Here is a 13,048-nt window from a genome sequence, read left to right on the forward strand (position 1 = left end):
TGGATAGAGCAGGAGATGGCAGATGAAAAATGTGAATAAATTTCTTACCATAGGTAAAGCAATACTGCTGGTCCTTGCAATCATTTATGTGGGTTCTTTAGTGGATTTTATTTTTAAACCCTTTAAGGCGCTGACGGGTGTGATCCTCATCCCGATGCTGTTAGCCGTTTTTTTCTACTATATCTTGCGGCCTTTACTTCCTCTGCTGGAAAAGTGGAAATTGAAGCGAACACCGGCGATCCTTTTGATTTACCTTTTCTTGTTTATCATTGTAATGGCATTCTTTGGGGGTGTCTGGCCTCCCTTGAAATCGCAATTAATAAATCTGGTGCAAAATGCGCCCCATCTTTTCAATTTATTAAACGATAAAATTGTGGAGTTGGAGAAGACAGGGGTTTTCTCGAAAATTTTCCCCGAAGATTTCAGCCTGCTCTCCCAATTAAATGAATATTTAAACAAGGGGTTCATTTTATTAACCAGTTATGTCACAGGGCTATTTTCGGCGGTCTCCAACTTAGCGATCATCCTGTTTACCTTTCCAATATTGTTGTTCTATATGCTTAAGGAGGGCGACAAATTCGGGAAAATCATCGTAAGAGCTGTTCCGAAACGTTTTCGCGGGAAAACCAGTACAATTACAAAAGAAATCGATGCCGCGCTCAGCAGTTATATCGTTAGCAGAGTTATCGTTAATCTGGCGCTGGGTGTCCTGATGTATCTCGGATTCCTTTTGATCGGATTACCTTATGCTCTTGTATTGACACTGATTGCCGTCATTATGAACTTTATTCCTTATTTTGGGGCCATCATCTCATCTGTTCCTATCGTGATTGTAGGTCTGGTTGAGTCTCCTGCTGTGGGATTGTGGGCTTTGGTTATTATTCTGGTGGCACAGCAGGTTCAGGATAACATCATTTCACCGTTGGTCTTTGGCAAAAGCCTTGATATTCATCCCATCACCACAACAGTTCTTGTGCTGGGAGTGGGGAATTTCTTTGGATTCATTGGCATGCTGATCATTATTCCAGTGTATATGGTCATCAAAATTTTATCTAAGCATACGTATCATTTGTTCTTTAAAGAAAAGTGGGAGGGACTATAGTTCGAATAAATCGAAGGAGGCGATGGGATGAATAACTTAATTAACGGAAACAAAGGCAACATTACAATCTCAAACCGGGCCATATTGAAGATTGCCGGCAAGGCGATTCAGGAAGCGGAAGAAGTGAAGGCGCTTATGGAAGGCAAAACCAAACGCAAAAATAGAGATGACTTCTATAAAGCTATTGACCTCCAGATAAACGGGGGAGAGCTGGCGGTTCACATCTTTCCGATTTTTGTGTTAGGCACTCCCCTTCACCAGCTCGCGCAGCTTTTGCAGCAAAAAATTAAGAGCAGCCTTGAAATACTGACTGGATTAAAAGTGTCGCAAGTGAATGTGACCGTGGTCGGTATTATACCGGAGCCAAATTGATTTTTTCAATAAAACAGCGGCAGTCGAGGACATTCTTCTATCGTCCTGCACTGCCGCTATTTCTTTTGGGCTAGACTATTTTTGTAAAGTGATCTTAAAAACGGTTGATTCCTTCCCGGGGTTGGCCAGTTCCAACGTTCCGCCCATTCTTTCCGTATTTTTCAGGGCTATAGCCAAGCCTAAGCCGGTTCCTCCAGATGCCGTTCTGGCTTCATCTCCCCGCACAAAGGGATCGAAAAGGGTGGATCTGAGTTCTTGCGGAATCCCCACACCGTTATCGGCAATTTCAATGACCATTCGGGTGGCTTGGGGAATGAGCTCAATCCGAAGAGTCGTTCCGGGCGGATTATAAGTCAGAGCATTGGTGATCAGATTATAGACCACTCGTGACAGCAGTTCAGGATCAAAGAGCGCATAAACATCCTGATCGGGTACTTGGAACTGAAGCGTAAACCGCTTTTGTTCGATTTCTCCATACGAATCGGCGATAATTTCCCGCAGGAAGTCGCCAAGCTCGTGATGCCCCATTTTCAACAGAAAATCCGGCGAATCTGTTTTGAGCAGTTCCATCATATTTTGAATTAATTTAGTGACTTGGGAGGACTTATTGTGAATATATGACAGATATTTTCGCTGTCTTTCCACATCCTCGACGCGGCCCTCATACAGGGCTTGCGCATAACCCTGAATGCTGGTGACCGGGGTCTTCAGATCATGAGAGAGGTCCATCATCATTCGCTGCTTGCTTTCTTCCGCCAGCCGCGTAGCCTTGGTAGTTTTCTCAATCATATCTGCCATGTAGTTGAACGTTTCAGCCATTTGCTCGAATTCCTGCTCGGCATGGACAGAGATCCTGGTGCTGTAATTGCCTTGAATCATTTCCTTTAATCCTTCATTAATGGTTTTGAGCGGTTTCAGAATCCGCCGGGCTACAGAATAGCTGTAAACAACAACCAGCACCAGAAGCACCATCGCTCCAATCAAAATATAGAAGGTAACCGATTGGTTAAAATAGGACATAAACGGGTAGCTGTTAATGGAGATGTCAATGCGGTCCCGTGGGATTTTCAGCAGCAGCCAGTCTGTCGAACCAGGGCCCGGGTAGCGGGACAATGAATAGTAATAATCCTGACTTCGATCATTCTCAAGCAGCTTATACAATTGTTCCTCTGAGTAGCTAATCATCTGATCCTGTTTATTTCCGATCACTTCTTTGATGAGCTTGCTTCCGTCCAAGATTTCAAGCCAGCCCCGGCTGCGCAGCAATTTCCCGGTTTCCGGTCCGGATTTGGGATTATTCAAATATTGGCTTGCCGTGACCTTTAAATCCGGATCTGCAAGTTGATAATCCTTTAGTTTTTGCGTCACATCGAGCTGTATAAACAAATAAGCGCCAAGCGAAATGACAAGAACAATGACAAGAAACCGTAAAAAATCAAAGGCAAGCGACGTTTGCAGCGGCCGTTGGTTTCTAGTTTTCCACAGGCGCATTAATTTTGTACCCCAATCCCCGGATGGTTTTCAGGTACTCAGGTTTCTTGGAGTCCAGCTCAATCTTCTCGCGGATGTTGCTGATATGTACCATGATACTGTTATCCTCATACATGTAGAAATCTTCCCAGACGGCTTCATAAATTCGCTTACGTGTGAACACCCGCCCCGGTTCCTCCATCATCAGCTTAAGAATTTTATATTCAGTGGAGGTCAACACAACCGGTTCCCCTGAGACATACAGAACACACTCGCTCAGATCTAGTGTCAGTGCTCCAAGTACAATTTTCTCAACCGCCGGCTCCTTGTCCACAGGGGAGACATCAAAATGATGGACTCTCCTCAGCAAAGCATTGACACGGGCAACAACCTCCAGCGGATTAAAGGGCTTAGAGATATAATCATCCGCTCCTAGCTCCAGACCGAGAATTTTGTCATGATGCTGGCTTTTGGCCGATAAGAACAGGACGGGGAAATGATACGCCCGGCGAATACTCTTAAGCAGCTGTAATCCATCCATCCCCGGCATCATAATATCTAGGATAGCTAAATCAATGGTATGCTCTCCAATGATCTGTAAAGCGTCCATACCGTTGGTAGCCTTCAAAATATGGTAGTCCTTTTCAAGGTAAAGCTGCAGCAATTCGACGATTTCGAGTTCGTCATCAGCGATCAGTATCGTAAATATAATAAATCACCCCTACTCAATATAACTCTCTAACCTTTACTCATTCTAAACCAAACCTAAAGATTGGATAAATATTTATGGATTATTGTTTTTATCTTTTTTCATTCGTTCGAACGGGGCTTTACAGTTTCTTGCGCTGACTGTATAATTATCAGTAATTGTATACGGAATCAAACGGAGGAGCCTGCCAAAAGCGGGCTCTTTTCGTGTTTTTTACTGGGAAAATAAGTTAATTATCAATACCTGAGAATTGTAAAGAATGAATGGATACAACCGCAATAGCAGAAAACTAGAGAATGAATAAAAGAGGAGGAGTGCTGGACCGTGCTGCATCTTGTAATTTTACTTCCATTTTTGCTTGCTGCATTTATTCCGCTTACTAAATATTTGCCGCGTTTTCATGTGGGCTGGATTGTTCTGCCCTTGCCTGCAGCGCTATTTCTCTACTTCCTGACAAGAATCCCAAGTATTCAAGCAGGATCAAATCTAATGACAAGCTTCTCCTGGATGCCTTCACTTGGAGTCGATATTACACTTTACCTTGATGGACTCAGCCTGTTGTTTGTTTTGCTGATTACCGGAATGGGCGCTCTGGTGGTACTCTATTCCATTTATTATCTGAGTAAGCACAGCGAAGGGATTCGCCAATTCTACGTGTACCTGCTGATGTTTATGGGGGCGATGCTGGGTGTTGTGCTGTCAGATAATCTGATGGTTCTATACGGATTCTGGGAGCTCACGAGTATTTCTTCATTCCTGCTGATTGCTTTCTGGCACCGCCGGGAAAGATCGCGTTACGGTGCGATGAAGTCAATGCTCATTACGGTGTTTGGCGGTCTGGCTATGTTTGCCGGATTTAATCTGTTATACGTCATGACTGGAACTTATAGTATCCGGGAAATTGTAGCTGTAGCCGGATCTTTGCCGGGCCAGTCCATGTTTATCCCGGCGATGCTGCTAATCCTGCTGGGAGCGTTCACGAAATCCGCCCAATTTCCATTTCATATCTGGCTGCCTGATGCGATGGAAGCACCGACACCGGTCAGCGCCTATCTTCATTCGGCTACGATGGTTAAGGCGGGAATCTATTTGGTTGCACGGCTCACCCCTATTTTTGCAGGTCAATCCGGGTGGTTCTGGCTGGTTTCGCTCACAGGAATGGTCACACTGATCTATGGGGCATTTAAAGCGATTAAGCAAAGCGATCTCAAAGGCTTACTTGCGTACTCTACCATCAGCCAGCTTGGTCTGATTATGTCTCTGCTGGGACTTGGTTCGGCGGCTTCCTTTTTTGCCGGGAAGGAAGAAGCTGTTTTCTATACTATGGCTACTACAGCGGCCCTCTTTCATCTCCTGAATCATGCTGTTTTTAAAGGCAGCTTGTTTATGGTTGTCGGAATTATTGACCATGAAACGGGTACCCGGGATCTCCGCAAGCTGGGCGGGCTGATGTCGCTCATGCCCATTACTTTCTCGGTCGCATTGATCGGCGCATTCTCCATGGCAGGCTTGCCGCCGTTCAGCGGGTTCCTCAGTAAAGAAATGTTCTTTACCGCTATGCTGAATATCCGTGAGTTCGACATACTGAATACTGGCTCCTGGATGGGGGTTTTTCCGGTAGCCGCCTGGCTTGCCAGTGTGTTTACCTTTGTGTACAGTATGATTCTCGTCTTTAAGACCTTTGGGGGTAAACTTCAGAAGGCTAAATTGGATAAAATGCCGCATGAAGCGCCGCTCGGCCTTCTGCTGTCACCAGTGATGCTGGTCTCCCTTGCTGTAGTCTTTGCTTTCTTTCCTGAGCTTGTTTCTAATTCCCTGATTGAGCCGGCCATGGCGTCGATCCATAACGGGGTATTGGCGCCTAAAGATACGTTCGAGGTCTCGATTCATTTCTGGCATGGCTGGACACCGGAGATATTTATGACAATAGGTGTTATCGCTGCCGGTGTGCTGTTATACCGAAGCTACAGCCGGTTGCGGGTCTTGGACCGTAAGCCAAGCGGACGGAAAACGCTCAACCATCTCTATGATGGGAGCCTTCAATTGTTGGAGCGGGGCTCAAAACGCCTAACTAATGCCTATATGACCGGCTCCAACCGTCATTATTTGCTGTATATTTTCAGCTTCTTTATTATCGCGTTGCTTGCCGCTCTAATTGGACAACCGGGTATCAGTTTCGGCATGGAGCACTATGCGCCACTGTCCATTTATGAGACAGCTGTAATAGCTGTTATGCTGCTTGCGGCATTCGCGGTGCCGTTTGCCAAATCACGGGTCAGTGCGATTTTATTCACTGGCTGTGTCGGCTATATGGTAACACTATTGTTCGTCATCTTCCGGGCGCCTGATCTCGCGCTTACGCAAATGATGATAGAGACGGTGTCGGTCATTCTCTTCCTTCTCTGCTTCAGATATCTTCCGAAGCTGAAGAAGGAGAAGGAGCGCCTGCGGTTTAAGCTGCCGAACTTGATTATCGCCCTTGGTGTGGGTATCACCACAACTTTAATTGCTTTGGCGGCGATGGGGAGCAGTCCCTTTGAACCGATTTCCGAGTATTTCCTGAAGGAAAGCTACCATTTAGCCGGCGGTAAAAATGTAGTCAACGTCATTCTGGTGGATTTCCGCGGCTTTGATACCTTGTTTGAAATTATGGTGCTCGGTATCGCCTCAATGGCCATCTATGGCTTGATTCATTTAAGAATGGAACCCGGTCAGACTGAAGCCGGAAAAGTCCATTCTGGAAACTCAGCCTTACGGCTGCGGAGTAATGATGTGATCCTGCAGACCATGTCCAAGGGAATTGTCCTCATTATACTTACGTTCTCCTTGTATTTGTTCTTTGCGGGCCACAACCATCCGGGGGGAGGTTTTATTGGAGCGCTGATGACTTCCGCCGCGCTTGTTCTGATGGCTGTCGCTTTTGGCATGGATACGGTCCGTAAGGTTCTTCCGGTGAACTACCGCCTGATTACGGGAGCCGGATTGCTGATCGCGATTGTTACGGCATCAGGTTCTTTCATATTTAATGCACCGTTTCTGAGTCATGCCTTTGGTCATTTTCAATTGCCTATACTCGGGGATACAGAGCTTGCGACTGCGGTTCTGTTTGACCTGGGCGTGTATTTGGCCGTAGTGGGTGTAACCATGAACATCATATTATCAATCGGGGGGGATAAACAATGGAACTCATAATGGCGGTGGCTGTAGGGATTTTATTTACAATTGGTGTCTATCTGATTCTGTCCAAAAGTCTGCTGCGCATTGTGCTGGGAACTTCCCTGCTGACACATGGCGTCCATCTGCTGCTCCTCACAATGGCCGGACTCAAAAAAGGCGCTGCACCTGTGCTGGGAGACAATGCGGAGACTTATGTCGATCCCCTGCCGCAGGCGCTGATCTTAACCTCCATTGTGATCAGCTTTGGAGTTACTGCGTTCTATTTTGTTCTGGCCTACCGTTCCTACCAGACACTGGGTACGGATGAAATCGACAGTATCAAGGAGGAGAAGGAATGAGCAATCTGTTGGTGCTGCCGATTCTGATCCCCCTATGTACAGCGGTGATCCTGATCTTCCTGAAAGAAAGAATCCGGCTCCAGCGCTGGATCAGCTCCGCCAGCGGATTACTGAATATCGTCATTGCTGCTGTTCTGGTCTCACGCGTTCACGATCAGGGTATACAAACCCTGCAGATGGGGGGATGGTCCCCGCCTTACGGCATTGTGTTCGTTGGCGATATGTTGGCTTCATTGCTGCTGCTGACGGCTTCGTTGGCCAGCTTTGCCATATTGCTCTACTCCTTCCGCAGTATAGGTGAGGAGCGGGAGCGCTTTTACTACTATACCTTCTTTCATTTCTTGCTAGTAGGGGTATACGGTTCCTTCCTTACAGGGGACATCTTTAATCTGTTCGTCTTCTTCGAGGTGATGCTCATTTCTTCCTACGCGCTTATTTCTATTGGCGGGACGAAGCTCCAGCTCCGGGAGACGTCAAAATATTTGTTGATAAACATCGTATCCTCCACACTGTTCGTGGCGGCGGTAGCTTATCTCTATGCAGCAGTGGGCACGCTCAACATGGCCCATTTGTCCCAGCGTATTGCTGAAGCGGGGCAAGGCGGTGTACTTAATGTAATAGCCATTTTGTTTCTGATTGTATTTTCTTTAAAGGCCGGACTCTTTCTGTTTTATTGGCTGCCTGGGTCGTATAGTGCACCTCCGGCGGCGGTCAGGGCTTTGTTTGGCGCTTTGTTGACTAAAGTAGGCTTGTATGCAATTATTCGCACATTTACCCTCCTGTTTGTAAACGATCCGGGCTTTACCCAGCCTTGGATAGCCTGGATGGCGGCGGCTACAATGATTCTGGGCGGATTGGGAGCTGTGGCCTATCAGGACATTCCCCGTATTCTTAATTACAATGTCATTATCAGCGTTGGTTTTGTTGCTTTTGGCCTGGCAGTTGGGACACCTGATTCTCTGAACGGGGCGGTATTCTATTTGCTCCATGATATGCTGGCGAAAGCACTGATGTTTATTCTCGGAGGAATGATCATCTCTGCCGCAGGAACGGAACACTTGAAGAACATGGGGGGGATGATCAGAAAGTACCCCTTGCTCGGCTGGATGTTTTTTATACTGGCGCTTGCGCTTGTGGGAATTCCTCCGCTCAGCGGTTTTGCCGGCAAGGTTCTGATCATTCGCGGAGGGTTGGATAACGGCATGTTGACCTTGTCTCTGATTGGTCTGGCGTCAAGCTTTCTTGTACTGTATTCCTTGATGAAGGTGTTCAGACTGGCATTTTGGGGAAATGAACCGGAGACAGAATTGCCAAAGGTCAACTTAAAAAGCGCTTCGGCCGTTGCTGCCGGACTGCTTGTTCTTGTTATTGCAATGGGTATTGGGGCGGAGTGGGTATACACCTATGTATCGCAGGCCGGAGATATCTTAGTCTCACCCGGGCTTTATATTGAAGCTGTAATGAAGCTGTAATGAAGGAGTAGAGGAGATGGCTTTGCAAATACTATTCAACCTGATGATTGCTTTCATGTGGATGCTGCTGAATAACAACAGTTCGGGCTCAAGCTTTATCGTGGGGTATGTGCTTGGAATATTCATTCTGCTGATCCTGCGGAAGTCATGGACACAGCCCTTCTATCTCAAACGAGTATGGGCAATGCTGAAGCTGCTGCTGATATTTATCCGCGAGCTGGTGGTGTCGAGCTTTGTGGTGATTGGTCATATCGTTCGTCCAAAGCTGGCTATACGTCCCGGTATTTTTGCTTATGAGACCACCTTAACGTCCGCGTGGGAAATCACTTTATTATCCTGTTTGATTTGCCTGACACCGGGAACACTGACACTTGATGTTTCGGGAGATGGAAAGATCCTGTACATCCATGCCATTGATATTGAAGATGCACAGCTGCTTACCGAGCAGATCAGAGGCACTTTTGAGCAAGCCATTATGGAGGTGACCCGCTGATGAGTCTGACTTTGTTAACCGCAGCGCTGATTATATTATCGGTGGCTATGCTGGCCTGTCTGTACCGTCTGCTTAAAGGACCGACCCGTTCTGACCGGGTTGCCGCGCTGGATACGATAGGCATCCATGTGCTGGCTATGATTGCGGTAGTCTCTATGCTGCTGGATACACAGGATTTTCTTGAGATTATTCTGGTGATCGGCATTCTTACTTTTATAGGAACGACGGCGCTGGCCAGATATATTGAACGGGGCATTGTATTTGAAGAGGGAGGTGACAGGCATGACCGGTGAGTTGTTCAGTTCGATTCTGGTGCTGCTAGGCGCCGTATTCTGCGGTCTGAGCGCATTCGGTTTGGTCCGGCTGCCCGATGTGTACCTGCGTTCACATGCCGCTACCAAAAGCGCAACACTTGGGGTGCTCTGTGTGCTGAGCGGAGCGTTTGTCTACTTCCTGTTTCACGATGGAACGGTCAGCTATAAGCTGCTGCTTGCTATCGTCTTTGTATTTATTACCTCTCCGGTAGCAGGCCATTTAAACGGCAGATCAGCCTACCGGTCAGGAGTCCCGCTATGGGAAGGCAGCATTCAGGATGACCTGAAGCCCTCCATGGAAGAGGATCAGGTGCAGTCTGTAGAACAAGACCGCTGACAGGAGCAGGCGAGCTGTGGAAGAGCAGCTCCACAATTCGCCGAATCCGGCTGTTTTGTTCCGCAGACAACCCCGCAGGTTACACCACACCCTGTTTAGATTTCATACACTTCAGATTATATGTGCGGCCGTAGGCGTTAGCGTATTTGACGATCCGTTTAATCATGCTTTTGTCCTTCAGCTTGGTAAACGGACAGGGATCGGGGGAAGTATTCACTTCCAGAATCCAGGGCTTGAGACGCCGGTCCAAGGCAATGTCCACGCCGATTTCCTGGAGGGCGGGAAAGGTTGTGCTTAGCTGCTTGGCGGACTTCACACCCATTTCCTTGAGGGCCGAGATCAATACTTTACGCTTCTCCAGGCTGGTGTAGGCATTCAACAATACTTCAACCGGATAAATCGTCCCCCCCTGGCTCCCGTTAGTAACAACCTTCCGGGGATGTGCTACGCGTCCTGCAACCCCTGTAGCTTCCCACCCACCCTTAAGATTTCGCTGCACCATCACCCGGATATCGAAGGGGCGGCCCTCATGAACCAAAAGCCGGATCCCTTTCTGCACTAAATAGGACTTCCCCTGGGTCTCCTTTAAGATTGCGCGATAAGCCGTGTCGTAATCCGGGAAGCTGCGTACATTCGTACCCGCCTGATAGCTGTATTGAATCCGCTCCTTCCGGGCGGTCTTTTCCATCCGCATCACACCTATCCCCAAGGAACCGCAGCATGGCTTAATGTAGACCATATTATATTTTTGCAGCATCTCATGAAGCGTGCTTTGATCCATTTTTCTCGTTACCGGGATGTATGTCCTTAATTCTCGGCTTCGCGCCATCACCTTTGTCTTCGTCAGCTTATTGGATATATGCCTTATTTGCTTCTTCATCTTGTCCCTCCGTCTCTATAGTTCCATAGGCTATATTACGGAAATGTTCAGTTTTTGACTGGGCATCTGCACAGCAATAGAACACACCCGGAGAATTCTACATAAGATTATTGCAGGTGTTTATCTAATGAGGCTGCAGCATGCGGCCAATAGGAGGCGGCGAAGATGCTGCTCAGCAATTTGCAGGATAAGGTTCTGGAAGTCACCGGGGTTTTTCCTTGGTACAAGCGGATGATCGGCGGGGAGAAGACGAGTTATAGCCTACAGAACCTTCCGCTTATGACGTCGGAGATTCTGGATACCCATTATTATACCCAAGATAGTGACCCTTCTCTGGCCGTATACCGGACGTCGGGCACAAGCACGGGCCGCCGAAAAGCGATATTCTACTCAGAGGAAGACGATAAAAACTACATTGATATCAAAACAAAGCTGTTCGGTGAGCTGCTTGCGGGAAGCGGCTGCACAAGAGCTTTGGCGGACATGGGTACCGGACATGCAGCGAACACGGCCCTGTCCATATTTGAGCGGCTGGGACTCGAAAAGAGTTCAATACCCTTTGATCTTCCCATCGAACAGCACATTGAACGGCTGCAAGCCTTTAAGCCTGAGCTGCTGTATACGATGCCTTCCATCCTTGACCATATCGTATATGCCGCCGGAAATCCGCGCGACTTCGGCATCCGCAAGATCATTCTGGTCGGGGAAATCGCCACACTGGGCTGGCAGCGGAATATGGCGCGCCTGTTCGGTCTTGATCCACGGGACATCGTCGATACTTATGGCTCCATTGAAATGGGCACAATTGCTTATTACTCTCATGAGCTAGGTAGGTACATCCTTGCCGAAGGGATTTTTGCGGAAGGGCTCGGGACGGAGGCGTTAGGCGGGGATTTAAGGCCGCTGGGTAAAAATGAAAGTATTCTTGTTCTTACTTCAACCGTCCGCAAGATGATGCCAGCCATTCGTTTTGTTACCTATGATGTGGTAAGGGATTTCAGACCTGTGATGATAGGCGGTGTGGAAAAGCAGAGCTTTGCCTCAATCGTCAAACGGGTGGGCCGGGAACTGAAACATGGAGAAAAAATTAGCCTGTACGATATCGAACAGGTTGTATACCGTCATATAGAAGATGCAATCATCCGGGTGAAGGTAAGGAACAATGCGCTGACCATTTATATTAAAAGTAAATCTGCAGTTAACTCCACGGCTCCGGCAATCAGGGAGGAAATCAGAGAGTGCATTCCGGAAATCGGCATGATGATTCGAAATCATCTGCTTGACGATATTGAGGTCTTTATAGTGGCCAATGGCGAGACGCTGGAGAGCGGGCAGGTAAAGAACAAAAAGCTATATTACCAGAAAGATAAAGACAGGGCAGAGATGAACTTGAGTGGCGGCATACTGTCGACCATCGGAAATACGCCCTTAATCAAGCTGAGCAACCTGTTCCAGAACAGCGGGTTTGAGGTCTACGCCAAAATGGAGCTGCTGAATCCGGGCGGAAGTGCGAAGGACCGTCCTGCCCTGCGGATGATCCAGGAGGCTTGGAAGGAAGGTAGAATAAGGCCTGGAACTGTCATTATTGAATCGAGTTCGGGGAATATGGCGATTAGCCTGGCAATGATTTGCAAATATTTGGGGCTGCGGTTTATCAGCGTTATCGACCCCCGGACAACCGAAACGAATATTCAGATCCTGAAGGCATTGGATGCAAAAATCGACTATGTCGCCGAACCAGACCCGGAAACAGGCGAGTTTCTCCCTGCCAGGCTCACACGCGTACAGCAGCTATTGGCAGAGATACCCGGCAGCTTTTGGCCGAATCAGTATGGAAACGCAAATAATTATCTGGCCCACTACCATACGACCATGAAAGAGATCGTGACCGAGCTTGGCCGGGTGGATTATTTATTTTGCAGTGTCAGTACATGCGGCACGATCAGGGGGCTGGCGGAATACGCAAGGGATCATGGGCTAAAGACCAGGATCGTGGCTGTCGACGCGGAGGGCAGCGTTATTTTTGGCGGAAATAAGGGCAGCCGGCGTTTTCCCGGACTGGGTGCCGGCATTGTGCCGCCTTTCTGCAGAAAAGACCTAATCGACCATATCGTGTATGTTTCGGACTGGGAGATCGTAAAAGGCTGCCGGGCGCTCTCGCAGAATGAATCGATCCTGGCCGGTGCATCCTCCGGAGGGATTATTGCCGCCGTCAAGCGTATGGAGCAAGAAATAACTCCGGGCTCCCTCTGCGCAGTCATTCTGCATGACAAGGGAGAACGTTACCTCGATACCGTATATTCGGACTCATGGATTCAGAACCAGTTCGGCCGGGAGCTCTCGTCTGAAGACGGAGATGTCCCTAACTAAATGCAAAAGGAGGG

General features: G+C 48.0%; 12 protein-coding genes. 9 read left to right on the forward strand and 3 right to left on the reverse strand.

Annotated elements, in window-relative coordinates:
• Positions 1 to 22 precede the first annotated feature (22 nt).
• Together NST99_RS12660 and NST99_RS12665 are read left to right on the forward strand one after the other, a co-directional pair.
• A complete protein-coding gene (locus NST99_RS12660) occupies positions 23 to 1,102 on the forward strand; it encodes an AI-2E family transporter (RefSeq protein WP_341092099.1) in 1,080 nt (359 codons plus the stop codon).
• Between the two features lie 27 nt (positions 1,103 to 1,129).
• Positions 1,130 to 1,474, forward strand: coding sequence for an Asp23/Gls24 family envelope stress response protein (locus NST99_RS12665; RefSeq protein ID WP_341092101.1), 345 nt, complete (start codon positions 1,130 to 1,132; stop codon positions 1,472 to 1,474).
• Positions 1,475 to 1,549: 75 nt separating this feature from the next.
• Here the strand turns inward: NST99_RS12665 and NST99_RS12670 are convergent, their stop codons facing one another.
• Positions 1,550 to 2,965, reverse strand: coding sequence for a HAMP domain-containing sensor histidine kinase (locus tag NST99_RS12670; RefSeq protein ID WP_341092102.1), 1,416 nt, complete (start codon positions 2,963 to 2,965; stop codon positions 1,550 to 1,552).
• The gene (locus NST99_RS12675; RefSeq protein ID WP_341097635.1) at positions 2,946 to 3,656 is read right to left on the reverse strand and encodes a response regulator transcription factor; all 711 of its coding nucleotides are present in this window, start codon (positions 3,654 to 3,656) and stop codon (positions 2,946 to 2,948) included. Before NST99_RS12675 ends, NST99_RS12670 begins: the two co-directional genes overlap by 20 nt.
• Before the next feature lie 321 nt (positions 3,657 to 3,977).
• Between NST99_RS12675 and NST99_RS12680 the strand changes: the two genes are divergently transcribed.
• The 6 genes from NST99_RS12680 to mnhG are packed head-to-tail and all read left to right on the forward strand — an operon-like array spanning position 3,978 to position 9,784.
• Positions 3,978 to 6,845: a Na+/H+ antiporter subunit A gene (locus tag NST99_RS12680; RefSeq protein ID WP_341092103.1), complete on the forward strand. Its 2,868-nt coding sequence runs from the start codon at positions 3,978 to 3,980 to the stop codon at positions 6,843 to 6,845.
• On the forward strand, positions 6,833 to 7,168 hold the full coding sequence (locus tag NST99_RS12685) for a Na(+)/H(+) antiporter subunit C (protein WP_081966165.1): 336 nt from the start codon (positions 6,833 to 6,835) through the stop codon (positions 7,166 to 7,168). The genes NST99_RS12680 and NST99_RS12685 overlap by 13 nt, the downstream gene beginning before the upstream one ends.
• Complete coding sequence (locus tag NST99_RS12690) at positions 7,165 to 8,640, forward strand: Na+/H+ antiporter subunit D (protein WP_341092106.1); 1,476 nt, start codon at positions 7,165 to 7,167, stop codon at positions 8,638 to 8,640. Before NST99_RS12685 ends, NST99_RS12690 begins: the two co-directional genes overlap by 4 nt.
• Positions 8,641 to 8,656: 16 nt before the next feature.
• A complete protein-coding gene (locus NST99_RS12695; RefSeq protein ID WP_341092107.1) occupies positions 8,657 to 9,133 on the forward strand; it encodes a Na+/H+ antiporter subunit E in 477 nt (158 codons plus the stop codon).
• On the forward strand, positions 9,133 to 9,426 hold the full coding sequence (locus tag NST99_RS12700; protein ID WP_340899068.1) for a Na(+)/H(+) antiporter subunit F1: 294 nt from the start codon (positions 9,133 to 9,135) through the stop codon (positions 9,424 to 9,426). The genes NST99_RS12695 and NST99_RS12700 overlap by 1 nt, the downstream gene beginning before the upstream one ends.
• Complete coding sequence (gene mnhG, locus NST99_RS12705; protein ID WP_341092110.1) at positions 9,416 to 9,784, forward strand: monovalent cation/H(+) antiporter subunit G; 369 nt, start codon at positions 9,416 to 9,418, stop codon at positions 9,782 to 9,784. The genes NST99_RS12700 and mnhG overlap by 11 nt, the downstream gene beginning before the upstream one ends.
• Before the next feature lie 79 nt (positions 9,785 to 9,863).
• On the opposite strand, the gene NST99_RS12710 is transcribed toward mnhG, so the two are convergent.
• Positions 9,864 to 10,664, reverse strand: a complete 801-nt coding sequence (locus NST99_RS12710; RefSeq protein ID WP_341092112.1) for a YheC/YheD family protein — start codon at positions 10,662 to 10,664, stop codon at positions 9,864 to 9,866.
• Between the two features lie 165 nt (positions 10,665 to 10,829).
• On the opposite strand from NST99_RS12710, the gene sbnA reads away from it, so the two are divergent.
• Positions 10,830 to 13,034, forward strand: a complete 2,205-nt coding sequence (sbnA, locus tag NST99_RS12715) for a 2,3-diaminopropionate biosynthesis protein SbnA (protein ID WP_341092115.1) — start codon at positions 10,830 to 10,832, stop codon at positions 13,032 to 13,034.
• Positions 13,035 to 13,048: the final 14 nt, after the last annotated feature.

The organism is Paenibacillus sp. FSL L8-0470 (assembly GCF_038008625.1).
Taxonomy (GTDB): Bacteria; Bacillota; Bacilli; order Paenibacillales; family Paenibacillaceae; genus Paenibacillus_AQ.

What these genes read in the sequence shown, in the direction of transcription:
- NST99_RS12660 (WP_341092099.1), top strand. Translation starts at nt 23, where the DNA reads ATGAAAAATGTGAATAAATTTCTTACCATAGGTAAAGCAATACTGCTG.
- NST99_RS12665 (WP_341092101.1), top strand. Translation starts at nt 1,130, where the DNA reads ATGAATAACTTAATTAACGGAAACAAAGGCAACATTACAATCTCAAAC.
- NST99_RS12670 (WP_341092102.1), bottom strand. Translation starts at nt 2,965, where the DNA reads ATGCGCCTGTGGAAAACTAGAAACCAACGGCCGCTGCAAACGTCGCTT.
- NST99_RS12685 (WP_081966165.1), top strand. Translation starts at nt 6,833, where the DNA reads ATGGAACTCATAATGGCGGTGGCTGTAGGGATTTTATTTACAATTGGT.
- NST99_RS12690 (WP_341092106.1), top strand. Translation starts at nt 7,165, where the DNA reads ATGAGCAATCTGTTGGTGCTGCCGATTCTGATCCCCCTATGTACAGCG.
- NST99_RS12695 (WP_341092107.1), top strand. Translation starts at nt 8,657, where the DNA reads ATGGCTTTGCAAATACTATTCAACCTGATGATTGCTTTCATGTGGATG.
- NST99_RS12700 (WP_340899068.1), top strand. Translation starts at nt 9,133, where the DNA reads ATGAGTCTGACTTTGTTAACCGCAGCGCTGATTATATTATCGGTGGCT.
- mnhG (WP_341092110.1), top strand. Translation starts at nt 9,416, where the DNA reads ATGACCGGTGAGTTGTTCAGTTCGATTCTGGTGCTGCTAGGCGCCGTA.
- NST99_RS12710 (WP_341092112.1), bottom strand. Translation starts at nt 10,664, where the DNA reads ATGAAGAAGCAAATAAGGCATATATCCAATAAGCTGACGAAGACAAAG.
- sbnA (WP_341092115.1), top strand. Translation starts at nt 10,830, where the DNA reads ATGCTGCTCAGCAATTTGCAGGATAAGGTTCTGGAAGTCACCGGGGTT.